Raw genomic sequence first — 23,233 nt, forward strand, 5'->3', positions numbered from 1 at the left:
ATGCCCGAGCCTGCTGTCGCACAGGCACTCCTGCCTTACACCCTGCAAATCGACTCGGCCCAACTCGAACAAACAGCCTTGAGCCTTGCAGAAGAAGCCGTCCAGCTAGCCAGACTCCAGCAGTACCAACTAGCCGTACCCAGAGCCGAACTCGCCACACAGTTAGCCCCCAAGAATGCTCAAACTTGGACTTTGTTAGGCAGCTTGTACCTTCAAGTCGAGCAGTTTGACAAAGGTATTGAAGCTTTGGGGCAAGCTCAATCTCTGTCGCCAGAAAATCCCTCAATTAAATTTGTCTTGGGAGAAGCTCACTTTCGGAAAGCGAACTACGAGAAAGCAGTCGAATATTTGCAAGCAGGGTTAAAGTTAAAACCAGACACTCCAGGTGCATTATTTGATTTAGGCAATGCTTTTTATAAGCTGAAGCGGTTTGATCAGGCGATCGCCCAATACGAAAAAGCCTTTGCTTTAGAAAAAAATCTGTGGCCTGCTATTAACAATATCGGATTAGTCAAATACGAAATGGGAGATGTTGATAGCGCCATCAAACGCTGGGAACAGGCGATCGTGATCGACAACAAAGCAGCAGAATCAATGCTAGCTCTAGCAGTAGCACTCTACGGCAAAGGCGACAAAGCAAAAGGCTTAGCGATGGGAGAAGCAGCTCTGAAACTCGACAAACGCTATGCTACCGTAGAATATCTCCAAGAAAACCTCTGGGGCGATCGTTTAATCGCAGATACCCAAAAGTTGCTAGCCACTCCTGAAATGAAGGCAGCACTGGCTAAAATTCAAGAGGCCCCACCCCCTCCCCAAATGTCGCCTTAATTGTAGTTAAGTTTTTAGTGAGGACTTCAGTCCTCAAAGCCTTTTTTAACTGATAACCAACTATCTTATTCAGGACTAAAACCAAAAAATAGTTGAATGCGCTATGGGTAGGGGTAAGGTGCGCGCACAGCGCACCCTACAGATAGAGTTGGTGCGTAAGTTCTATTATTGCCACGAAGCAGTCGCTGTCTTCAATTCTCCAATCTAAAATCTAAAATCTAAAATCTAAAATCGCATGACCCCTCTAAGCTGGACAGAATTAGAAGCCCTCACAGACTTTCAAATCGATCGCACAAACGGCCCCACCAACGCTCAATCCCGCTTGCGCCTCTTCGGTAAAACCGAATCCGATGTGCGAGTCACCCTGTACCGCGATAACCATGCTTGGTGTCCCTACTGTCAAAAAATCTGGCTGTGGCTGGAAGAAAAACAAATCCCCTACCGCATTGAGAAAGTTACTATGTTCTGCTATGGGGAAAAAGAAAGCTGGTACAAGCGCAAAGTGCCATCGGGAATGCTACCGGCGATCGAACTAGACGGCCGCATCATCACCGAAAGCGATGATATATTAATCGCCCTGGAACGAGTCTATGGCCCCTTGGGTTTGGGCATGGAAAACCCCGCAGTAATACCCCTGCGGCGATTAGAGCGACTGCTGTTTAGGGCCTGGTGCTCTTGGCTGTGCTACCCAGCAAGTTCAGCCAAAGTAGAACAGCACAACCGCAACCAATTTATCAGCGTCGTCACCCAGGTAGAAGCAGCCTTGGCTAGCACTCCGGGGCCTTATTTCCTCGATGAATTTGGCACTGCGGATGTCATCTTTACGCCCTACGTCGAACGGATGAATGCCAGTCTTTACTACTACAAAGGCTACTCGATGCGGGAAGAAAACCCGCGCTTTGCTGACTGGTTTGCGGCGATGGAAACCCGCCCTACCTATCGCGGCACTCAGAGCGATTTTCACACCCACGTCCACGATTTACCACCTCAGATGGGCGGGTGTTATGAAAACGGCGAACCTCAGATGCTACTCAATAAAGCCCGCGTGGATAATGGGCCTTGGGCTGGACTCCCGGATGTGATGTATGCAGAACCGGAAACCTCCCGCGCTGAAGCACTTCATCGCGTCATTAAGCACCAGCGCAACATCGTTCGAGTCAATCCTGCTGATGACAAGTTATTCGATGAGGCTTTGCGTTGTGCTTTAACTTTGATGATGACTGGCGAAGTTTGTACGCCGCCGGCTGGTTCTGATGCGGCTTTGCGGTATTTGCGCGATCGGGTGAATGTGCCCCGCGATATGTCGATCTACGCGGCCAAGCGGCTGAGGGAAGCGTTGGAGGAAACGGCGGCTTTGGTGGGTGATGGTCAAGGTTCTCCGATTCTGCTGAAGCATCGGCGAGATCAAGATCCGGCTAATTTTGTGTAGGGGGCGATCGGAATCAGACGGAATCGGCGTTGCTGCTGCTCTACTTCATCAGCTTGCTATCTGCTCGATCGATGAAACTAAAGGTTGATGTGATTTTTAATCCGGTTCTGTTTGAAGAGGAGGATACTGGGCTGGTGGAGTTGGCGATCGCTCTTGAAGATGAGGTTGTCTATATTTTTAATCCTCGTCAACAGAGATGGAATACTCACTTTGTTTGGAATGGTGTGGAAGCGATCGGGTTAAGGGCGATCGGTCGAGCAACGGTACAAGCCCTTGATTTGAATCGGTCAACTATGTTGGTCATTCGGGCACAAGAGGAATTACGGGGTCGTCATCCTCCCGCGGAAGATATCAATCCCGTAGATACTGATTTGTAGGTACTTCTTTTGACTGAGGTTAGAATCAAGATGGCTTCAGAATCGTGGGTATGAATTTGGGGCGATCGCGTGTTAAATTAACTTTTGGGCTCATGGTTAGTGATTACTTTTTGGGTTAGAACGGAGGTAAACACAATCTAACTATTTTGAAAAAATTTTTTAATCATTTATTAATCTGTGCCAGTTTATATTTAGCTGTTGCTGCTGAATCAATCTGATCGGTAATTTCAGCCAAATAATATAGCTTATCGCAAATCTCACTTATAGACATTTGATGTTCTGAATTCAAAGTAAATTTTCCAGCAAAATATTGAAGAAATTTTTCATCTACAAAGCCGTTTCTATGAGAATACAAATGCCTTATTTGAAGTATCTTCTCTATTTCATTTTGTTTTGATTCATTAAGAACACCCAAATCGCTTATTTGTTTATTTTCTTTTATAAAACCTTTTACACTACCTTTTTGCAACTTCACAAGTTTTTCTTTGGCACAATATTTTACAAATTCTTCCATGTCTGAACAATTTAAAACCTCTTCAAGAGTAACTTGCTTTTTAGATTTTAGTGTTGCCGGATTTGCTAGAAAAATCTCATACAACAAGTCCGACAAATATGTTTCAAAGTTATCCACAAAGGAGGAAAACAATATTCTTGTAAGTATTGTCCCTTCTTGATTGATTGTAGGCTTATTTGCATCTATTGGATAAAGCATCAGAGCAAGATCATCTATTATCTTTAAAATACTTTGATAGTGTTCAATCAACTTGCACTTGGCATTTGTTGCCTTTTTTTTATATTCTTCAAGCTGCTTATTTATAATTTTAATTCTTAAATCTCCGTTCACTTTTAATTGAATTTCACTAGGATTTAAAAGTAGAATTTGAGCGCCCAGTCTCTTATAAATCTTATCTTCTACAACAACTAAAATGTCAGATTTTTCAATCTTTATTGCATAAAGCTTTTTGCCATTATATACAACGTATTGATAATATACCTGCGGTTGGGGTGAAAGAATATCTAATGCTTTATGAATAATTGTGTTGGCATGAAATTCTTCACTTAAACCGTTGATTTCGATATTTCCTTGCCCAGCCTCTGACACGCCCAAAATTATGTATCCACCATCAGCATTAGCAAATGAACTGATTAGTTTAGCAATGTTATTGGATGGTGGCAAAACCGCTTTATATTCAAGCGTAGAGCTTTCTGCCTGTCCAATTATTTGGGCTACTTCATTTGTAATATCCATGTTTAAACTCGAATCCTATTAATACCTGTTGTTTTAATAAATTTGCCTAGACTTAAATGTCTTGGTTCATTAACCCCATTATAAATCCATAATTCTGCATTAGGATTATCTAAAGTATCTTTTTCAGAGGTATAGTAAACAATCACCGCTCGATTGTCCGACTGTCTTACAACAACTTCTACGAAAACGCGATCGTCGCTACCCAAGATTTTAGCCAAACTTTTCTGCATACCCTCACACGCTTTGACGCTACAATCTGCCTCATCACCGACTCATCCCATCCCATCATTCCCACTTTCTCACCTCAAGACCCCCACCCGATCGAATCTATACTTACCTGGCTGCAACGCACCTATTAGAAAACTAGCCGATAAAACTTACTCTTCAGATTTGATATTACTCCCAGTAATTTTCCCAATCATCCTTAAAAGCTTGCTGCAATCTCTGCATATACGCATAAGTCTTAATCTTCACCATCCACAGATTATTAGAATTGCGGCCTCCCTTGCACACAACACCTTCATCTACACCGTATTTCCCCTTGCGAAGATCGTCCATAAACTTGCCCGTCAGTTTGCCGCGATAAATCACTCGCGCAATATTTAATTTACCAAAATCCTGAATAAACCGCTCGGGAACAACCATACCGCCCTCAGTTTCCACATCAAAAAGAACCAGTTGTTTGCGATCGTCCTTTTTGTGCCTTCCCGCAAACGAGTTAGCACCAAAAAACTCTGTAAACACAGTAATTTCAGGGCAGTGATAGTGTTCGTTCTCTCGAAATATAGACTCTAAGGGACTAGCAAAGTCTCTTTTAAATATTTCCGGTGCTTCTTCTAAACCTGGATGTGCAGCATTAAATTGTGCAATTCCCATCTCATCCAAATCAAATCTACTGCGGCGCGTACCAAAAGCATACCAACCAAGTTCAACTTCCCAAACCCAATGCAAATTAGTGCCATCGTACTTCTCAAAAGCTACACATTGTTCGTTAGGGCAATTTTTACTATCTGGAATTTTGGGATACGCAAGAAGCATGATATCGATTCCGGTTGCACCGGAATGCTTGTTGACTGTTGACTGTTGACTGTTGACTGTGAGTCAAAAAAATGAAAATTGCGCGAATTATTTCTTGGCAGCTTGATTCGACTTTACGCCCGACGATGAAGCGCGGATTTGATATCATTCCGGCGCAGCCGGAATTGATATGAGTCGTGCGTTAGCGAAGCCCTCGAAGACGATCGCGCAGCAACAAAAGAGACTATTCTCAGTTTACCCCATAACCGACGAAAGCGTTTGCCATAACACGATCGCGGTTTTTCCCGTACCGAACTCCTGGAGTATTGCTATCTATATCTTTGAAGGCGTAAAAAGTTAACTGATATCTTGCACCATTGTCAAGAACGGGCAAGATGCCCGTTCCACAAAGAATGAGTTTTCTTGTGGAACAGGCATCTTGCCTGTTCCTAAACAAGTAATTGAGAAGGGTGCAAGATGTGAGTTAAGCTTAAAAACTTAAGTTTTTACTTGCTGATATTCAAGTAGCCTCGACGAACACACCGCTGCGAGCAAACTCCTCTTCTTCAGGAGTGAAGACAGGAGCTTCATCCACAAGCTCAGGGTCAAAGTAGTATGTCTCTTGTAGGAATTGTCCCGTGACGATCGCCTCGTCCAACTCCTGGATGTAATCTTGGGCAACTAAGCATACCTCTTTGATGCCTTCCTCATCCCTCTTATCCAACAGCTTTTGCAATATTGCTCTCACCCCTGTCAGTCGTGCTGCGGGCTTGAGTATAGTGTAGAGGCGGTACATCCGATCGGTGGCAATGCTGATTTGTTTGAGGGCTTTGGCTCGTGCTAGCTCAGACTCAATGCTGGGCCAATAACGGGTGGTGTAGAATGCTTCCTCATCCTTTTGATACCACTCCTCCGATCGCGCAATTGATGAGGAGACAGTATTGTGCAACTTCCAGAAGAATAAGCGCAGGGAATCGCCATCTACTACGGTGGACAGCTTGGCCTCCATTGATACCTCAAAGCTATTGAGACGCGGGTCGCGCCCAAGCACGAGGTACTCCAGAGGGTACATTTCCACCTCTTTATTCTGCACGACGTAGGCGTTGAGGTGGTGGCGGCAGTAGGGGCAGGGATACATAGTGGCAAACAGGTTGAAGAATTCCTTGAAAATTGCCACCAGAGTTTTTTGCTGTTCGGGGGTCTTGGTAGAGACGATTTCAGCCGTAGTGTGGAAGAAACGCCACACCGCAGGGCCAATATAGTAAGGAAAGCTGACGCGCATTTGTGAATTCTTTACTTCAGTGCGATCGATATAAACATCGATAAACGCCACATATTGCGAGAGTTCGCCAGACTCGCGCCCACACTCTAAGCTTTCGCGCCGTTTCTGTATCCCATTGAGGTAGTGGTGCGTCAAGCGCCATGCCTGTTGAAGCATCAGTTGCTGTTTTGGAGCGCATTTGGCAAAGTTTTCTGCAACATCCGCCCCATAGCGCCCAAATTCCCCTGACGTTTTAGTCGCTTCGTACCACTCGTTTAAAGCTGCTTCATCAGGCACCGTGTTGAAGGGGATGTCTGCTGCGGTAATGACGCTGAAGGCAGCCAGCAACTTCGGCATAAAGTCTTCATACCAATAGGCTACTGGCATCATCGCACCATCTATTTCCTCTAATGCCTCCGAGACGATGACGCGGTTCCACTTCTTCAGGTACTCCTTGGGATCTCCCTCGGATTTGGGTGGTGGCGCCATGTTCTCACTCAGCTCCAGGTTTCGCAGTCGGTTGAGTTCGTTGATTGCAAGCACACCCTCCGCGATGTCACGCAAGTTGAGACTATCCTTTTTGATCGTCATTGCCAACTCGACTGCCGCCCCAAACTTCTCCTTGGCCGTGGCCGACTTACCCCGCGCCTCCAACATGGCTTTTTCTTCTGCCAACATTTCAGGAGTTTTTTCTATGGTTTTCCAATTCTTGATGCGATGCTCTAGTCGGCCATATTCATCTTCGAGCGATTTAACTACTGCATCCAGTAGAGGGTTGCACGCCGACTCTACTACACCCAATCCTTTATAAAGCGCGATCGCACTCCTGACAAATCGCACAAAATCAACGATTCTGTATGGCAAGTTTCTCACGCACAGGTGAGTCTCGTGGTTGGCGGAAAAACTCTCCCGGAAGCTGCGGTAGGCTGCTCCCTGGATCAGACGAAACAAACCAATCTGCATCTCCAAGCGGGATGTACCGCGCTTCTTATCAGCTTGTGGGTGTTGGGCGAGTAGTTCTTTTAGTCGCGCTATTTCTCGATTGCAATCGGTGGGTGCTTCTTGTAGCTCTTGTAGATGAGGTTCAATAGTGGCAGAAGCTGGCTCGTTGACAGCAGTGGCTATACTTTCGATCGCAGCCACTGTACTATCTGAAATCTCGGTTGTCTGTGCACTGACAACGGGAATCGGCGAGTCTTGATCTCCTGTTGTGATATCTGACTCATCGGGTACGAGTGTGCAGAATTCCTCAAAGTCAATTAAGGCATTGCCGTCATGATCTGCCTCTTTGATAATCTCATCGAGCTCTGGCTCTGTCAGCCCAAACGGGCTCATCATATCCTGCATCTCGTTTTTAGTGATTTGACCGCTACCATCCTCATCAAATACACTAAATGACCTTTTGAGACGACTCTGGCGATCGCCTTGTTCGGACATCATCAGCATTTTGAATTCCTCAAAATCGATACTGCCCGACAAGTCTACGTCCACTTCTTTGATCATCTCGCGCAGCTCGGTTTCGTTAGGACTCTGGCCTAGCGATCGCATCACTTGACCGAGTTCTTCTAATGAAATAGCACCGCTCCCGTCCGCGTCAAATACTTGGAACGCTTCCCATAACTTTGCCTCCTCTTCTTCTGTCATGACTTTTTTTTCAATATCCACAGATGTCATACTAAATTTTCCCTGATTTTTTTATTTTATGTCTATTAATTATGGCTAATATAAGTAAATAAGCGCAAAAAAACAATAATATTTTGTAAGGTCTTGCCGGGGCTGGTTTAGCCTAGGATCTATACTAAGAGAGATGTTATTAGTGCAAAAGCTGGTCTACCCTGTAATGTTTATTTAAACCCACTTATTTTAATTGCTGATAACTTACGGAACTGTTACAAACGATACTATAACTCTGCATAGTTGCCAGCGTCATCGCAATGGTTGGGCGTTTTAGTGGGTGAATTAAAGAGTTAGAAAGCCATCCCTATTTAAGTCAATCAAGAGTTTTTCTTGTTAAGCTTTGACAGTTGACTGTGAGTCGATAAACTCAAATTAGCGCTGATATATCGAAAATACATATAGTTGCCACTTGACTCAACTTTGTAATTCCCATGAAGCACGGATTTGAGCTAAAGCGGTTAGAGTGCGATCTAGACTGAAGGGCGAGATCCTTTTACAGGAGCATTTGAGTTAAAAGTAGACGCAATATTCCGTCATAGTTGAGTGAAGTTAAATCATCTATGATAGCAATCCTATTTCATTTGTGAACAATTTTTAGGCCCAGCACGCGATCGAGTCGAGGAGGGGGTTTTAGCGATTTCCCCCCTTCCCCTTCTAGTTAAAAATCTCTCAGTTGAGCAGTTTGAACCGGAACTTCTTTAATCTGGGCACCGCGGCGCACCTTCAGTTGCAGAATTTGACCGATTTTGCTGTTTTCCACCAAATTTTGCAACTGTTCGGGTTCAGTCACTCCCTCGCCGTCAATTTGAACGATGACATCCCCCTTGCGAATCCCTGCTTCCTCAGCAGGCGTATTTGGCACAACTCGCATCACTAACACCCCTTGGACTTCCGGCACAATTAAAGGAGCATTGGGGTCCGAATTATTCTCTCTGGCCATTTCAGGAGTCAAAGCAATCATCTGAATCCCCAAAAACGGATGGCTGACTTGTTCTCCCTTGGCTAACTGCGCGTAGATGGCCTTGGCTTTGTCGATCGGAATCGCAAAGCCTATACCCATTGCATCGGCTCGAATCGCCGTGTTGATGCCAATCACTTCTCCTCTGCTGTTTAACAGCGGGCCGCCGGAATTGCCGGGATTGATGGCGGCGTCGGTTTGAATGAAATCAAGCCGCTTGTCGGGAATGCCGACGGCTGCACTGGAGCGTTTGAGGGTGCTGATAATGCCCAAGGTGACGGTGTTGTCAAATCCCAGGGGGTTGCCCACGGCGATCGCCCAATCTCCCACTTTCACCGCGTCGGAATCTCCCAAGGTGGCCGTCGGCAGGTTTAATTGCTTAGTATTAATTTTGACAACAGCCAAATCTGTTACTTCGTCAGTACCTTGGACTTCTCCTGGAAATGTCCTGCCGTCGTTTAAGGTGACAGTCACTCGATCGGCTTTGTCAACTACGTGAGCGTTGGTTAAAACAATCCCGCTTTTGTCAATGATGAAGCCGGAACCTTGACCGCGTAAGCGTTCTTGTCTGGGGGTCAGGCTGCGTAAATCTTCTCCCAAAAATCTGCGGAAGAATGGGTCTTCCATTAAAGGATCGATGTTGCGGCTGACAGTGCGCTCGGTATCAATGCGGACAACTGCCGGCCCGACTCGATCGACAGCCGCTGTCACAAAACTGGCCGTATCCGCCAGGAGTTCCCCGCCCCGCAGCGCTAACTGTTGCGGATTCGGGGGGGTGGCGGGGGAACTCGGGAACTGTAAGTTGGGCGGATTTGTGCCATCAGCGGCGGCAGCGGGTGCAGCATTGATACCGAGCGCACTCAGGGCGATCGTCATTCCTAAAATTAGGGCGAACCAACGAGCGCCGATTCGAGGTGTGGGGAGAAAAAACTTAAATAGTCGCATAGCGTCAATCTTTGTTAGTCTGGGTTAGTCTGGTAAACGTGTGCGATCGTGCGGACTCAATAATCTGCCGCTATGAAGATCCTAAATATATTTTGACAGTTACAATACATGAGTCAGGAGCCCGCACCAACTCAACATATTCAGAATTCTAACTTTTAAAAATTCCCTCGTAACCCCAATGATTCTATCTGATACTTCTACTGACAAATCCTTGCCCTCAAATTCCCACCACCATCACGACGATAAATCAGTCCACCCTCACCATCACGATGAAGAATCGATGCGACGGCTGGTAAATCGCTTGTCTCGGATTGAGGGACACGTCCGCGGCATTAAAACAATGGTGCAAGAAAACCGTCCCTGTCCCGAAGTTCTCGTGCAAGTTGCAGCAGTTCGAGGCGCCCTCGATCGCGTGGCGAGAATCATTCTTGATGAACATTTAACTGAGTGCATTGCCAGAGCCGCTAAAGAAGGCAATATCGATACGGAAATCGAAGAGTTGAAAGCGGCTTTGGATCGGTTTTTGCCTTAGCCGCTGCCAATTTTTACCGAAAATTTGGGTGGAAAGCCCCGCACTAAAAACGAGAAATATGCCAAGGTGGCCCGAAGCGTGCAGGTAACACCCAAAAAAAAGGGAGGCGTGAGCGTTTCAATGCGATGAGTTATGGTCATTGGTAGAAAACAAAGACAACAAGCAGTGGGTTCCGTTGGCGCTTGATGCAGACAAAGAGTGAGATTGTTGGCGTTTACATTGGCGCACGAGATGAAGCAGCAGCCCGCAAATTGTGGGAATCGTTGCCTCCGGTCTATCGCCAATTTCTGGGCAGCGTATGGAGCCGTTCTACGCCCGCTGTCCGACAGCAAAACCAGCTACCGAAGAGCGATTCAACAATACATTGAGGCAACGGGTGTCTCGGCTAGTCCGAAAAACCTTGTCCTTTTTAAAATCGTTGGAGAATCACATTGGTGCCATCTGGTATTTCATTCATCACTACAAGGCATCATTACTTGTGTAGCACTACCAATACTTGGTGAAGGGTTTTAAGTGTTTAGAAAGCTACGAGTTATAACTGGCATAACGAGCTGTTCCTTTTCCAAAGGACATTAATTAAGTTTTAAGCCTAATGTTGTTGGGAATATTTTATCGACTATCTTCTATCAAAGTGTAACCTGTGTTCAACTTACTTCTTCAAGTATGGGGAGGATTATTTTATCTTCTCAACAAAGTTTTTTTCTCAAGGGCGGAACGCAGTAAAAACAGTCAAGGCAAGCAAAAATCGCGTTTTTGGGCCTGGGCATTCTATCTCATTGGTGTACCAGCATGGGTCATAGTCCTGGTATCGGGACGCAACTGGATAGCCGCAGCTATCGAAACTGGGGGCGCTCCAGCTATGCTGGTTGGGCTGATTAACGCGCGGAGGGGTCAAGGGCACGCACCCCTATGGCTTGACCATTTTGCAAAACTAGCCTTAGCAATCGGTCTGGGATTGAGCTTGTATGACTTCGGAGGCCTGACAAGTCTCAGTCAGGTGCTGGAACTAGGAATGGCTTTTGGATTCCTAATGGGAACTTATCTGCTTTCCAAAGACAAGCCTCATGGATATTTCTGGCTGATGCTAGGGAATATTACTTGCGCCGGTCTTATGGGTATTCAGGGTCATTGGCTGCTTCTAGGCGAACAAACAATCTCCCTTGGATTCGTGTTTGACGCTTATTGGGTACAGCGGAGAAGACTTAAAATCAGGTCAAATAATTGACCTACCTTTAAGCGCTTTTAATAACAGTAAGATTTGCCTCTGCTTGAGTTTCTCTATCTCCCACAAAAAGTTTGCTAAAAAATGATGCAATAGTTGTGCATTTTTTTACTCAACAGATGAGAGCGATCGCAAATAATGATTTGTGCTTGATGTCTAACATCATTTCCAAATATTTTTTTAACGAAGAAACTGCTGAACCGCTTGGAGCAGCAAAACAGTACCTCTGGGCAAGAGGAATGCGCCTCGAAAGAGGGAAAGCATGGGGAGAAGACCCCCTCTACTCGTGACGATGCACCGTGAGATAACAAGTGGACTTCGATGAACCATGAATTAGAATCTCCACGCATCGACGGCTTGAGAGTATTTCAAATCCATATAACAAAACCTGCAAATTAGACAAAACTTGCAAGTTATGATTTCTGGCCCCTTTTTTAAGCATCTTTCACAAACAGGGAAAAAGCGTCAAATCTTCTCGCCCTCACCCCAATCGCCGCAACATCTAATTTACAGCAGATTGCAGGTTTATGAAGTAGACCCGCCTATCAATCAATCCCCGTACAGACACGGGACACGGCCGTGTCTAAAGTTGCTTCATAAACCAGGAATACGCTGTATATGCTTCGCAGTTTATGAGAGCGAGTTTTGTTAAAAAAGAATTAGTCAGGTTTTTCGTGACGAATGAACTCCTCAAAAGCTTCAAAAGCTGACTGCAAACCATTAGATAATCCGTGATTAATCCGACTTGGTATGAAGGGTCTAGACTTTCGTCAGCTTGGCTTTTAGGTGGTATCTGACTGTTGCGTAAACCGCTTTATAGGAAGCTTCAATGCTGTATTCCTGCTGCAACCACTCTTGAATCTCTCCATAGCTTTTAAAGCCTTCCTGGGGGTCGCTGAGGCGCATTGCCAAACTAGCGCGGGCCAGAGGAGGAATGGCCGGCTTGCGGCCGCCACTGTGCTTTGTTTCGAGGAGCCCTTCGAGTCCGTCAGAGCGGTACTTTCTCAGCCACCGCTGCACTGTAATTCGATTGACCCCGATCGTCATTGCCAATTCTTTAACTGTCTTAACGTGACAAATTTTGAACAGGTAAAGTGCTTGAATTTTTTGAAAGCCGCTTGCTGTTTTTTGTTCAGTTAACAGGTTTTTTAGTTCTTCAATTGTCTCTGTGATGCTAAGTTTACATACTCCAGCCATATCAATTACCTCACAATTCGCGTTCTACAATACCTTTGTTTGACAATGGAGCAAAAGCTGCTCCTATCCTAAATGCTGACCTTGTGTTTGCCCTGAAGCAATACAAAAGCGTTCGTTCTCATTAAACTTTTTCCTTCCTGGAGGCACTCAGACGCTCAGAAACCGGATTATTTTAACCTGGAGCAAGGTTGCAACGATTTTTTTGGGTAAAAAACCCACTTTCGGCGCCAGTTTTGTATTTGATGGACAAGCCTCATTGCTAATACTGATAGCCGTTAACCGATCGACTGTAACATTAGCGGCCATAGGTGACTCTTAAGGAATACCATTTATTCTCTTCTTGTTAAACATCTATCATGGTTTTCCTGGTATTTATTGGTATTTTTTGCGAACGTATGGGCGATTTTTAGTCATTAGGTGCTAGCAAACAGGCGAATGTACACCAGCGATCGCATTTTTATACAGACATTCCCCTAGTCCCCGAAGTGCATTTTTGGCTTTCGCTGTGCGAAAAATCCTTAGATATCAGCACTCTCATCGGTCAGAGCGGGTAGCGCTGAGTGACGTTGCAACCGACTTTCTTGCCGCGGGCAAGTATCTGTGAAACTACTGGCTTTATTGCCAATTGAGTAAAACACGGCGAGGGTGGCATTGTCAATTTCCCAGCATTACAGTATAAGTATCGGCTATTTTTGCCCGCCTGCTGTGATCGAAAGGGGGGTTTCTATGTGATCCTACTAACATGGCTTTGTGATCTTGGTCACACCCCTACTCAGTAAGCTCAACTACCCACAAAAAGTTATGGGTTTGATCGGAGTTTCCACGTAGAATCTTTGGGATTTAGTTAGGAAGTGGGCTCAAACTTGTTGTTAAAATTTTTAAAGATTAATTTTTAACCAAAGGGAAAACAGAATGCAGCTTTGTCCTTCACCCTCACCAAACCATCTAATTTATACTCAAACCTTGCAGATTGAGGGAAGTTTCAGGCTGGGTGTGAATATTTCAGAATCTAAAATAGCAGAACATCCGGTGTAACCAGCTTGCTGACAGTATTCTTCATTTAAAAGGTGTAGAGAAGCCACAATGAACGTTGACGAACTGCTCAAGCTATACGCAATAGGAGAAAGAAATTTTAGCGGGGTCTACCTGCACGAGGTCTACCTCTACGAAGCAGAATTGATTGGAGCCAATCTGTATGAAGCCGACCTGATTGGAGCCAATCTCAGCAAAGCGAAACTCAACAGAGTCAACTTTGGCAAAGCCAATTTGTGCAAGATTAATTTGATGAGAGCAGACTTAGGTGGAGCCGACCTCACAGAAGCACTTTTAGTTGAAGCTAACCTGAATCGAGCTGAGTTGATGGGAGCGAACCTCAGCAAAGCAGACTTGAGCGGAGCTTCCCTGATCCAAGCAACTTTAATTGGAGCCAACGTATCTCGGGCCACACTCAGCCGTGCAGACTTGCACGGAGTAAATCTTTACGGAGTAAACTTGCGTAGGGCGGTGCTGACAGAATGCGATTTAATTGGCGCAAACTTGAGCAAAGTAGACCTTAGCGGAGCCGACTTAATGGGGGCGAGTCTAATTAGGGCAGACTTGACTGAAGCGATTTTAAGTGCGTCAGACTTAAGCGGAGCAAACCTGTTGGGAGCAAACCTTACAAAAGTTAACCTGAGCGGAGTATATCTTAAGGGTACAACAATGCCCGACGGCACGATTCACGACTAATTTATTTGTTAATTTTTATGGTTGCCGAGAACAGCGGCTAAAGGGTAATGAGGTTTTCATTACCCTAATTTATTGGCAGCGAAATCTTTATTTGACACTAAGGTAAGGCCGAGAACTTCAATGTAGGGTGCTGATGGCGCACAGAACTCCTACATACGGCGAGTCAAAAGATTTGTTGGGTGAACTTGTGTTATGGTGATTTTCAATTGCTTGGATAAAAGCTATTTTAGATTTAATATTTTGGATTTTGGACGGTCAAAATGAAACTCAGAATCCTCGCTGCGGCAACGCTGCTGAGCGCGATCGCCCCGATCGCTCCTGCACCCGCCGAGAACATCCAACACACGCAACAATTACTAGCCACCCGACAGTGCCCCAACTGCGACCTCAGCAGTGCGGGCTTGGTTTTAGCCAACTTAACCGGAGCCAATCTCAAAGGTGCTGACTTGAGGTTGGCTAACCTCAGCCGAGCCAACCTCACCGGGGCTGACCTCAGCGGTGCCAACCTCAGCGGCACCAGCCTGTTTGGCGTCAACCTGACAGGGGCTAACCTCACCGGTGCGAACCTCACCGGTGCTGACTTGAGAAGTGCCTATCTCACCGACGCCAATTTGCTCAACGCCAATTTAACTAACGCGCAACTGCTCGGAGTTAGAGGAATGCCAACCAATATCGGCACCGCTGAAGACTTCTACCGGTTGGGAGTGCTGGAAGCTCAAGCAGGAAACTACAGAAACGCCATTGATTATTACAATCAAGCCCTGAATCTGAAATCGGATTTAGCAGCCGTTTATTTTGCGCGCAGTATGTCTCGCGCTGACTTGGGAGACTTCGCCGGCGCGACTCTAGACGCCGATCGAGCAAACAAACTCTTTACAGCTCAAGGAAATCCCCAAGGTCAGGATTTGTCAAAGCAGTTAGCCGAAGCCATTGTTGCACGTCAAAAGCCTACGGAACCCCGCACTTCCGGCCGCGGCGACTTTATGAGTCTTCTCGGTTCGATCGGTTCTGTGCTGGTGAAGCTAATGTTGCCTTAAAGAGTTGTGAACGACTTGGGCCTGCTCCAACGAGTTTTCATGCTGCGCCAACCCAAGCGATGCAGACCGTTTCATACACCCATCTGGCTTTACTAAACCTCTAAAGTATCTAAGGCAGATATACTTAGCCTAGTCTGGATATATCTGTCTAGGCTAGTTTAACTATTGATAGTAAGGAGGGGTAGTAGTATGAATAGATTTGAAAATATATCAGTAAGGGGTTTTCGGCGTCTTCAAAATATTGAGCTTGAAATGAGAAATCTCATCGTCATGATTGGTGCAAACGGATCAGGAAAAACTTCTTTTTTAGATGTTCTTTCAATACTAGCCGCTTCAGCAAGTGGAAATTTACAGAATTTATTGCAACTTAAAGGCGGCTTGAATGAAATTTTGACAAGAGGTAAAGTACAAGAACTGGAAATTGAAATTTCAATGCAAGTGCCAGATAAAAAAACTCCTTTGAATTACAGCTTAACATTGTCACCCAAAGGTTTATCCTATGAAGTCAGAGATGAATATTTAACACAGCAGAGAAATCCCAACAGGCCTGAACCCTTCAAGTATATTGAATCACAAGGTTTGGATATTAAATATTTTCAAGATGGCAGTGGATTGGTGAGGCCCAATTGGGAGCATAATCCTCTTGAAACCTCCCTTTCTCAAGTTCCTAAAATGTATCGCGAACCTGAGGATCTGAGAAAGAGCCTTGCTTCTTGCACCTATTATGGAGCACTCGATGTTTCAGAGAAAAGTCCAATCCGTCTACCTCAAGCAATGCGCCCTGCAAAGTTGCCTGGAGCAAGCGGTGAAAACCTCGTTTCCTGTCTTTATGACCTTCGGGAAACCGATCGTGACCGTTTTGAAATGGTTGAAAATATCATTTCTGCAGCCTTTCCAGATTTCGAGCCGTTAAACTTTCCTCCGGTTGCCGCAGGAACTATGTCTATGACTTGGACAGATAGGAATTTTCCTCAGCCTTTCTATGTCCATGAGTTATCAGAGGGAACGCTGCGTTTCCTCTGGTTGGTTGCGCTGCTTCAAAGTCAAACTTTAACAACCGTCACGTTGCTAGATGAACCAGAAGTTAGCCTGCACCCGGAACTCTTAAGACACTTAGTTTATCTAATGAGAGAAGCTTCAAAACACACTCAACTGATAGTTGCAACACACTCAGATCGACTCATCAGATTTCTTAAGCCAAGCGAAGTTTTGGTCTGCGACTTGGAAGAAGGTGAGGCAAAAATGAGGTGGGGTGACACTTTTAATCTGGATAAATGGTTAGAAGATTATAGTCTTGACCAGCTTTGGGCAATGAATATAATGGGTGGCCGTCCATGAAAATTGCTATTTTGGTTGAAGGAGCTACTGAAGCGGCATTTAAAAAGAAGCTTCGTGAGTTTTTGGAAAGTCGTTTAGAGCAAAAAATGCCCAAACTACACTTTATAACACAAGATGGTCGAATTCCCAAGGAAGGGAAACTCAAGAAAATAGTTGAAAATCTCCTCGATAATGATGGCTATGATGCTGTAATTGCACTTACAGACGTTTATACCGGACAGCCGGACTTTAAAGATGCCAATGATGCTAAAAATAAAATGATGATATGGGTAGATAAAAACCCAAAATTTTATCCTCACACGTAAGGATTCAGGTCTAAACTTGAGGGATTAAAGATGGGGTCTGCACAGCCGAGTTAACCATTGCCTTTATAGCCTGGTCAAAAAAATCAATTACAGAACGTCTTTGACGACGACAAGTTTGTATAACTGTCAATAAATTGGCAGTATTTTGGAACCGCTCCATCGAGCGGGAACCTCCACTAACTTTTCTTTTTGTTACTGCTAAACGTAATGTTCGTTCGGCTAAATTATTATCGGGTGGCAGCTCCGGGTGGTCTAAAAAATACCACCACTGATCGAATTTCTTTTGCAAAGAGCGTAAAACTTTACCAGCTTCCCCTCCGGCTTGCTCCATCCATGAATGAATAGAAGTTTCAACTTTTAGTTTAAACCCTGATGCCCAACTCAAGAATTCATCACAATTTTGGTTTTGTTGGAATAAAGCGTAGTTTTTAAAGGCTTCATCGAGCAGACTGATAAAGAAGGTCCCAATCTTTTGGTTATTTAATCCGGGAAGTTTGATCAGCTTCTTGAAATGACGGCGTAAATGCGCCAGGCATTTCTGTTGTGCTTTCACCGGATAACCATTATAGGCGCTATAGTCATCAGAACTAAGTACACCTTCGTAGCAAGAACCCAGGATGGATTCTAATTCGGCGCGAGAACGAGTATCAGCCGCATGAAATAGAGCGAATTCGGTATTGGCAAAAATCCATAACCATTCTTTGATCCCTTTGACTAACCAAGGTGTTTCATCAACATGAATATTTTGCTGGGTTTGCTTGAGCCACTCTTTAAGCCGGTCAATACTTGAATTTACTGCACCGTCTATTCGTTCATTTGTGGCTACTAATGTTCCCACCCCGATTTCTACTTTCCCCAATTCCCACAACAGTTCTTGTTGTTTTTCGTAGGATAAATGTCCGTAATTATTGAGCCATCCCAAACAAGCTTGCAGTCTGATTCCTAGATCTTGTCCTGGTACTATCTCCGCTGACCAGTCTGCTGTTTGTGTTTCCCCACACTCGCTGCAAATACACGTATATCTTTGATATTCTACTATTTCAATTGGCCTGTCCACTAACTGTGCTACTTGCTGTGTTTCTATTTTTATTGGTTTGCTACTGAATTCCTGTTGACCACAGCATCTACATACTTGCGGTCGTAATATCTCAAATCTATCTACTCGACCAAACCCTTTTCTAGTTTTTCCCGGATGCCCTGGTTGTCCTCCTGGTTTCCGTTTTGGGGTTTGGCTCTCGAATGGTTGAGCAACTGGATAGTTCTCGGTTTTTTTGAGGATGTCTGCCGATGGGGGTTTTGATGATGTTGTGCTGTCTAAATCTCGGCTGACTTTTAGTTCCTGTATTTTTTTTTCTAGTTCTACTACTCTGGATTTTAATTGCTCTATAGCCTGTGCCTGCTCAATAATTATCTCTACCAGTTGCGAGGGAGCCAACTGGTTCAATATTTCACTGTCTAGTTTGAGAGGCTGCTCTTTTTTCATAATTATAATAATCTCCCTCCTGTATCATCTTTGTCAATACCCCCTGACCTGAATCCTTACCCTCACACAGCATTACATGATTTTGAAGCATGGCTTCTTCCCTACTGGACAACTATCCAGAAGCTAGCGAAACACAACCGTTCTGCTCCTAGCGGTTTGCCTGAAACAGTGAATCATCAAAAGCCACCTTCCTATTGGATTAAGGAGATTTTTAGCTCTGGAAAACGCGGAAAAGACTATAACAAAGTGATTGATGGAATTGCTATTTTGAAAAAAAACGATCTGATGATTGCGATTCAAGCTTGTCCAGAACTAAAAGCTTTTGTGAATCGAATTATCTCTCTCTGCGATGAAGAGAAAATAATTTCTTGACGTAAAACGCGATCGCTGTTAATTACCCGAATTCTCAAAGAAGTCGGGTATCTGGGTGTGTTGTTTTTTTAGGTTGTTCTAGTTAATTCAGGGGAATCTCGATCCAGAACTCTGTACCATGACCGGGTACAGAAACACACTTAAGTACGCCTTGGTGTTTCTCAACTACAATTTGGTAACTGATAGACAGTCCTAAACCCGTGCCCCGACCTACGGGTTTAGTAGTAAAAAATGGATTAAATATGTGAGAGATTAACTCTTTGGGGATGCCGTGACCATTGTCGGCAATGCAAATTCCTACGGTTTTTTCATCGATTAATTCAGTGCGAATCCGAATGCAAGGGGATGGGAAATCAGGAATCAAACACTCGGTGGTGGCATTTATATCTCCTGACTCGATAGGCCGTATTTGGGAGCTTAAATGTGTCGGCGCTGCACTTGCCGCTTTAAAGGGAAGATTCATAACTCGCTCTTTTTTTCCCATTTCTAGGGCGTCAAGGGCATTACCGATCAGATTCATAAATACTTGATTGAGCGAGCTGGCATAGCATTCTACTAAGGGCAAATTGCCGTATTCTTTAATGATTTCTACGGTGTTGTGATCAGAATTGGCTTTGATCCGGTGCTGCAAAATCAACAGGGTACTGTCAATGCCCTCGTGAATGTCAACGGCTTTTTTCTCGGCTTGATCGCTCCTGGAAAAATTACGCAAAGATACCACTAACTGGCGGATGCGCTCAACTCCGACTGTCATGGAACCCAAAATTTTTGGCAAATCTTCGGCAAGAAATTCGATGTCGATTGCTTCGGAGCACTCGCTAATTTGTGGGTTGGGATTTGGGTAGTGCTGGCGGTAGAGTTCCACCAAGCAGAGCAAATCTTTGGTGTATTCGCTGGCGTGGGACAGATTGCCGTAGATAAAGTTAACGGGGTTATTGATTTCGTGGGCGACTCCGGCGAGGAGTTGTCCGAGACTGGACATTTTTTCGGTTTGAATCAGTTGGGCTTGGGTATTGTGCAGTTCTGTGACTGTTTTAGCTAGCTGTTCGGCTTTTAATCGCTCCGCAGTTGCTGCATTGAGACTTTCTTGATAAAGTTCTGCTTGGTGAATGGCGATCGCAGCTTGAGCCGCTAAATGTTGCACCAATTCCTGTTCTGCTGTTTGCCAAACTCTCGGCCCCGAACACTCATGGGCAATCAGCAACCCCCACAATTGGGAATCTTTGCCTCTCATCGGCACAATTAAACTTCCTCTCACCTGCAACTCTTCCAAAAATTCGCGGTGACAGGGTGTTAAATCCTCAGTATAAATATCATTAATTGCTCGCGCCCGTCCGGCTCGATAAAAGCAGTCTGAGCCTTCGGGAAAGCATTCTTGTGGAGATGTGATACCCAAAATTGACCGCCACTGGCCGCCCACAGCTTCGACAACTACCTCGCCCTGTTTGTCTGCTGCAAATCGGTAGATTACCGTGCGATCTGTATCCAACAAAACTCTGACTTCTCGCACAATAGTTTGCAGTATGATTTTTAAATCTAAGGTGCTGCGAATCTGGTCTCTAACTCGCGTCAATATTTTGGCAAAGTCCAAGGATTTTTGCAATTGGGCGGTACGTTCTTGAACTTGGCGCTCCAAGTTGGCATTCAGGGTCTGCACTTCTTTATAAAGAACGTACTGCCCAATTGCCGAACAAAATTGGCTGCCTATAGCTAAAGCTTGCTCAATTTCTTCGCACTTCCACTCGGGCGACTGACCTTTTTTTATTTCTCGCCAGAGTTCAAAGGATTGTCTGGGAAGGGTTTGTGCAGCGCTGCTGTCAAAGCGCCCCGCCCACATTTTTTCGGTATCTATTGCATTGCGAAAAATGGTCAAACAGCCGACTACTTGTTGTTTGTAGTGGAGAGGAATTACCAGCAAGCCCCTAATTTTAGTAGATTGGAAAGCGGGAACTAAAACTCTAAATAGAGGTTCTTTGTATAAGTCGGTAATTATCAAAACGGGAAATTGAGAATTAGTAAAAATTGAAAATTTGGGGAGTTCTTCGGTATTTTTGAATCCTTTGGTTAGCCATTCCTGCCAGAGGGGATGAGCTTCGATCGCCTTAACTTTTTCCCAGTTGGGAAGTGTCGGTTGTTCTCCTGTGGTGAACAGTTCAAAGGTAGCATCACTGTGGGTCGGGGCAATTGGCAATTCTCCTTCAATCTTGGGAGTGGATAACTTTTCACCGTTGATTTTCGGCGGGTTGAGATAGAGTCTGCCACCGCTGCCGCCCAAAGCGGTGACGGTGGCTTCTAAACCCTGTTGCAGTTGAATGTTGACGTGACCATACAACAGGGCTGCTATGCGGCTCACGGTAGCTTCGCGGGCGGCTTGAGAGCGGGTTTGCTGGAGGAGGAGCGCGTGGGCTATAGCGCTAGACAATTGATCTGATACGAGCTGAACTACTTCTAAATCTGCTGGTGAAATATTGAGGGGCGCAGAGTGGTGAGACACTAAAAGTCCCCACAGTTCGATGTGAATTTTTTGATTATTTCCTGGCTCGTATCGAGTCAGACACGTGGCCGCCTCGCAGATATCTGTTTTGCTGTTTGGCGACGCGATCCTGCGGTGCAAAATCGGCACGACTAAGGAAGATTGCACTCCCATTGCCATCAGGTAAGCGCTGTGGCAAGGATCGAGCGCTCGGTAGTGCATCTCCTCCTTTACTAAAGGTTGACCGGTGTCTGCTGCATCGAGGGGACTCAGGACGATCGTCCCTGAGTTAACATCTATTATTGTCCGCTGGCGCAAAGTGACATACATCTGCCTGGCACTCGCGGGAATGTCGTCTGCTGGAAAGTGCAGTCCTTTCAAGGAAGGGAGATGGTTGTTATTAATTGACTCAGCAACAACTTCTCCACTTCCGTCGGCACTAAACCTGTAAATCATAATGCGATCTGTTTTCAAAAAAGACCGCACTTCTGCTACCGTACTGGTTAAAATATCTTCTAATTCTAAAGATTGGCGGATACGTTCAGTTATCCGCCGTATCAAAAGTTCTCTGTCTAGTTTATAATGTAATTCTTGCGTATTTTCTGTGAGTTGCATAAATCTCCTTTTGTACTTAATACAATAATAAGAAGTTTTCATGTGCTGTTGGAACGTTCAAACTCAAGTACATTACCCGGAATTTTTGACTAAACCGATCTGTACAATTAATCGGTCGCGCACTTGTCAGAGACGACGGTGTATCGCCTCGGGTGGGCTGGGGTAAGTAAAATCTGAGATCGCGCCAGTTTAATCCTTGCCTTCAACAGGCAGAGCGACTTAAGCAAATAATTATTATTTTAATGCTCTTATAAATTTCTCGCAATCTTACACTCTCACTATGAGAATTCTTCATTGTTAGAATAACTTGACATTTGTTGTATAACTTCATATAATGATAATTAACGAAAGAATTTGAGTTTTTATCCGCGCGCAAGGCGCTGACTAATTTCTTGGCGCACGCTCATCAGAATTCTACCCAAATGATTTTGACCGGTTCGATCGCAGCCACACCCCCAGTAGTAATCCGTTGGCGAATCCTCGACAATCACTCGATCTCCTGTGGCGAGGAGAATAGCTTGAATGTCTGTATGAGTGAGAAACTTAGTTAAAACTGCTTCGCGCATAATGGGAATCTTCACCGCTTCCCAATCAGCGCGAATCCGGTGGTTCGGATCGCGACCTAATTTGGCGGCTTCCTGGGGAGTTGCTACAGCTCGAATCGCCGCCACTAATCTTTCATCAGCGCTGACAAATTTCTGGGCTTGATAGTAATGTTCCACAGTCAACCAATATTGACCGTGCAGGCTAATGTCGTGTAGTGAAAAATTAGAAAAGCAGCCGTAAGGCTCCTCTACTTTATAAAAATAAATTATCATTAGATTTGAGATTTTATATTTTACAGGATTTAGGTAGAATGTAATTATTCAGGGTGTCGCTGAAGCGCCTTACCGCGTTAGAGTAACGTGTCAAACCACTTTTTTTTGCCTCCCGGGCTATTTGAGGTTTATTCTATAAGCAGCGCGCGACTTGTATTAAAAAATCCTCGCATCGACTTTATTTAAAATAGCATTTACGCTTTTGAACCCAGTTTCTGGGAAAAAATCGGGTTGGGTAACGCAAAATCTAGGAATCAACAGGCTTTCTGAGGAATAGTGCGTAATTCCTATTTTTAAATTAACGAGTAAGAATTTGAAATCAAGAATGAGCAATGGGGATTTAAGAATATTTATTATTCCCTCTTCCTTCAT

Annotated in this window: 19 protein-coding genes and 2 pseudogenes; 11 read left to right on the plus strand and 10 right to left on the minus strand. The window is 44.9% G+C overall.

The genetic code is table 11. The features are described from left to right. From D0A34_22840 to D0A34_22850, 3 genes and pseudogenes are all read left to right on the plus strand, one after another. The gene (locus D0A34_22840) at window positions 1-828 is read left to right on the plus strand and encodes a tetratricopeptide repeat protein (GenBank protein ID UNU22425.1); all 828 of its coding nucleotides are present in this window, start codon (window positions 1-3) and stop codon (window positions 826-828) included. Between the two features lie 235 nt (window positions 829-1,063). After that, a complete protein-coding gene (locus tag D0A34_22845) occupies window positions 1,064-2,257 on the plus strand; it encodes a glutathione S-transferase family protein (protein UNU21303.1) in 1,194 nt (397 codons plus the stop codon). 161 nt (window positions 2,258-2,418) lie between these two features. Further along, window positions 2,419-2,634: pseudogene (locus D0A34_22850) on the plus strand (HNH endonuclease). A 163-nt stretch (window positions 2,635-2,797) separates the two neighbouring features. On the opposite strand, the gene D0A34_22855 reads toward D0A34_22850, so the two are convergent. The 5 genes from D0A34_22855 to D0A34_22875 form a co-directional block, all read right to left on the minus strand. Beyond that, complete coding sequence (locus tag D0A34_22855; GenBank protein ID UNU21304.1) at window positions 2,798-3,883, minus strand: ATP-binding protein; 1,086 nt, start codon at window positions 3,881-3,883, stop codon at window positions 2,798-2,800. 2 nt (window positions 3,884-3,885) lie between these two features. Further along, window positions 3,886-4,113, minus strand: coding sequence for a hypothetical protein (locus D0A34_22860; GenBank protein UNU21305.1), 228 nt, complete (start codon window positions 4,111-4,113; stop codon window positions 3,886-3,888). A gap of 166 nt (window positions 4,114-4,279) precedes the next feature. Continuing rightward, window positions 4,280-4,930: a hypothetical protein gene (locus D0A34_22865; protein ID UNU21306.1), complete on the minus strand. Its 651-nt coding sequence runs from the start codon at window positions 4,928-4,930 to the stop codon at window positions 4,280-4,282. Window positions 4,931-5,420: 490 nt separating this feature from the next. After that, window positions 5,421-7,835, minus strand: a complete 2,415-nt coding sequence (locus tag D0A34_22870) for a histidine kinase (GenBank protein ID UNU21307.1) — start codon at window positions 7,833-7,835, stop codon at window positions 5,421-5,423. Between the two features lie 661 nt (window positions 7,836-8,496). After that, a complete protein-coding gene (locus D0A34_22875; GenBank protein UNU21308.1) occupies window positions 8,497-9,741 on the minus strand; it encodes a PDZ domain-containing protein in 1,245 nt (414 codons plus the stop codon). Between the two features lie 178 nt (window positions 9,742-9,919). On the opposite strand from D0A34_22875, the gene D0A34_22880 reads away from it, so the two are divergent. The 3 genes from D0A34_22880 to D0A34_22890 all read left to right on the plus strand — a co-directional run bounded on the left by D0A34_22880 (window position 9,920) and on the right by D0A34_22890 (window position 11,498). Then, window positions 9,920-10,273: a hypothetical protein gene (locus D0A34_22880; GenBank protein UNU21309.1), complete on the plus strand. Its 354-nt coding sequence runs from the start codon at window positions 9,920-9,922 to the stop codon at window positions 10,271-10,273. 298 nt (window positions 10,274-10,571) lie between these two features. Further along, window positions 10,572-10,757, plus strand: coding sequence for a hypothetical protein (locus D0A34_22885; protein UNU21310.1), 186 nt, complete (start codon window positions 10,572-10,574; stop codon window positions 10,755-10,757). Window positions 10,758-10,913: 156 nt separating this feature from the next. Beyond that, window positions 10,914-11,498: a hypothetical protein gene (locus D0A34_22890; GenBank protein ID UNU21311.1), complete on the plus strand. Its 585-nt coding sequence runs from the start codon at window positions 10,914-10,916 to the stop codon at window positions 11,496-11,498. A gap of 756 nt (window positions 11,499-12,254) precedes the next feature. On the opposite strand, the gene D0A34_22895 is transcribed toward D0A34_22890, so the two are convergent. Next, window positions 12,255-12,692: a helix-turn-helix domain-containing protein gene (locus D0A34_22895; GenBank protein UNU21312.1), complete on the minus strand. Its 438-nt coding sequence runs from the start codon at window positions 12,690-12,692 to the stop codon at window positions 12,255-12,257. 1,083 nt (window positions 12,693-13,775) lie between these two features. Between D0A34_22895 and D0A34_22900 the strand changes: the two genes are divergently transcribed. From D0A34_22900 to D0A34_22915, 4 genes and pseudogenes are all read left to right on the plus strand, one after another. Next, window positions 13,776-14,420 (plus strand): pentapeptide repeat-containing protein, encoded by a 645-nt coding sequence (locus D0A34_22900; protein ID UNU21313.1) that lies wholly within the window; start codon window positions 13,776-13,778, stop codon window positions 14,418-14,420. A 260-nt stretch (window positions 14,421-14,680) separates the two neighbouring features. Next, entirely contained in the window at window positions 14,681-15,457 is a 777-nt protein-coding gene (locus D0A34_22905; GenBank protein UNU21314.1) for a hypothetical protein, read from the plus strand. 189 nt (window positions 15,458-15,646) lie between these two features. Beyond that, window positions 15,647-16,795 carry a DUF2813 domain-containing protein gene (locus tag D0A34_22910; GenBank protein ID UNU21315.1) on the plus strand — a complete coding sequence of 383 codons (1,149 nt, stop codon included), beginning with the start codon at window positions 15,647-15,649 and terminating at the stop codon, window positions 16,793-16,795. Continuing rightward, a pseudogene (locus D0A34_22915) lies at window positions 16,792-17,097 on the plus strand (hypothetical protein). Before D0A34_22910 ends, D0A34_22915 begins: the two are co-directional and overlap by 4 nt. A gap of 13 nt (window positions 17,098-17,110) precedes the next feature. Here the strand turns inward: D0A34_22915 and D0A34_22920 are convergent. Beyond that, entirely contained in the window at window positions 17,111-18,583 is a 1,473-nt protein-coding gene (locus tag D0A34_22920) for an IS66 family transposase (protein UNU21316.1), read from the minus strand. On the opposite strand from D0A34_22920, the gene D0A34_22925 reads away from it, so the two are divergent. Further along, window positions 18,569-18,955, plus strand: a complete 387-nt coding sequence (locus tag D0A34_22925; GenBank protein ID UNU21317.1) for a DUF4276 family protein — start codon at window positions 18,569-18,571, stop codon at window positions 18,953-18,955. The genes D0A34_22920 and D0A34_22925 overlap by 15 nt on opposite strands. 82 nt (window positions 18,956-19,037) lie before the next feature. Here the strand turns inward: D0A34_22925 and D0A34_22930 are convergent, their stop codons facing one another. The 3 genes from D0A34_22930 to D0A34_22940 all read right to left on the minus strand — a co-directional run bounded on the left by D0A34_22930 (window position 19,038) and on the right by D0A34_22940 (window position 23,233). After that, window positions 19,038-22,043 (minus strand): GAF domain-containing protein, encoded by a 3,006-nt coding sequence (locus D0A34_22930; GenBank protein UNU21318.1) that lies wholly within the window; start codon window positions 22,041-22,043, stop codon window positions 19,038-19,040. Window positions 22,044-22,405: 362 nt separating this feature from the next. Beyond that, window positions 22,406-22,861: an NADAR family protein gene (locus D0A34_22935; GenBank protein UNU21319.1), complete on the minus strand. Its 456-nt coding sequence runs from the start codon at window positions 22,859-22,861 to the stop codon at window positions 22,406-22,408. A 156-nt stretch (window positions 22,862-23,017) separates the two neighbouring features. Beyond that, window positions 23,018-23,233: a hypothetical protein gene (locus tag D0A34_22940; GenBank protein ID UNU21320.1), complete on the minus strand. Its 216-nt coding sequence runs from the start codon at window positions 23,231-23,233 to the stop codon at window positions 23,018-23,020.

The sequence above is a fragment of the Microcoleus vaginatus PCC 9802 genome, from assembly GCA_022701275.1.
GTDB classification, from domain to species: Bacteria; Cyanobacteriota; Cyanobacteriia; order Cyanobacteriales; family Microcoleaceae; genus Microcoleus; species Microcoleus vaginatus_A.

Coding starts and splice junctions, on each gene's coding strand:
- D0A34_22840 (UNU22425.1), top strand. CDS start 1: ATGCCCGAGCCTGCTGTCGCACAGGCACTCCTGCCTTACACCCTGCAA.
- D0A34_22845 (UNU21303.1), top strand. CDS start 1,064: ATGACCCCTCTAAGCTGGACAGAATTAGAAGCCCTCACAGACTTTCAA.
- D0A34_22855 (UNU21304.1), bottom strand. CDS start 3,883: ATGGATATTACAAATGAAGTAGCCCAAATAATTGGACAGGCAGAAAGC.
- D0A34_22860 (UNU21305.1), bottom strand. CDS start 4,113: ATGCAGAAAAGTTTGGCTAAAATCTTGGGTAGCGACGATCGCGTTTTC.
- D0A34_22870 (UNU21307.1), bottom strand. CDS start 7,835: ATGACATCTGTGGATATTGAAAAAAAAGTCATGACAGAAGAAGAGGAG.
- D0A34_22875 (UNU21308.1), bottom strand. CDS start 9,741: ATGCGACTATTTAAGTTTTTTCTCCCCACACCTCGAATCGGCGCTCGT.
- D0A34_22880 (UNU21309.1), top strand. CDS start 9,920: ATGATTCTATCTGATACTTCTACTGACAAATCCTTGCCCTCAAATTCC.
- D0A34_22885 (UNU21310.1), top strand. CDS start 10,572: ATGGAGCCGTTCTACGCCCGCTGTCCGACAGCAAAACCAGCTACCGAA.
- D0A34_22895 (UNU21312.1), bottom strand. CDS start 12,692: ATGGCTGGAGTATGTAAACTTAGCATCACAGAGACAATTGAAGAACTA.
- D0A34_22900 (UNU21313.1), top strand. CDS start 13,776: ATGAACGTTGACGAACTGCTCAAGCTATACGCAATAGGAGAAAGAAAT.
- D0A34_22905 (UNU21314.1), top strand. CDS start 14,681: ATGAAACTCAGAATCCTCGCTGCGGCAACGCTGCTGAGCGCGATCGCC.
- D0A34_22910 (UNU21315.1), top strand. CDS start 15,647: ATGAATAGATTTGAAAATATATCAGTAAGGGGTTTTCGGCGTCTTCAA.
- D0A34_22920 (UNU21316.1), bottom strand. CDS start 18,583: ATGAAAAAAGAGCAGCCTCTCAAACTAGACAGTGAAATATTGAACCAG.
- D0A34_22930 (UNU21318.1), bottom strand. CDS start 22,043: ATGCAACTCACAGAAAATACGCAAGAATTACATTATAAACTAGACAGA.
- D0A34_22935 (UNU21319.1), bottom strand. CDS start 22,861: ATGATAATTTATTTTTATAAAGTAGAGGAGCCTTACGGCTGCTTTTCT.
- D0A34_22940 (UNU21320.1), bottom strand. CDS start 23,233: ATGAAGGAAGAGGGAATAATAAATATTCTTAAATCCCCATTGCTCATT.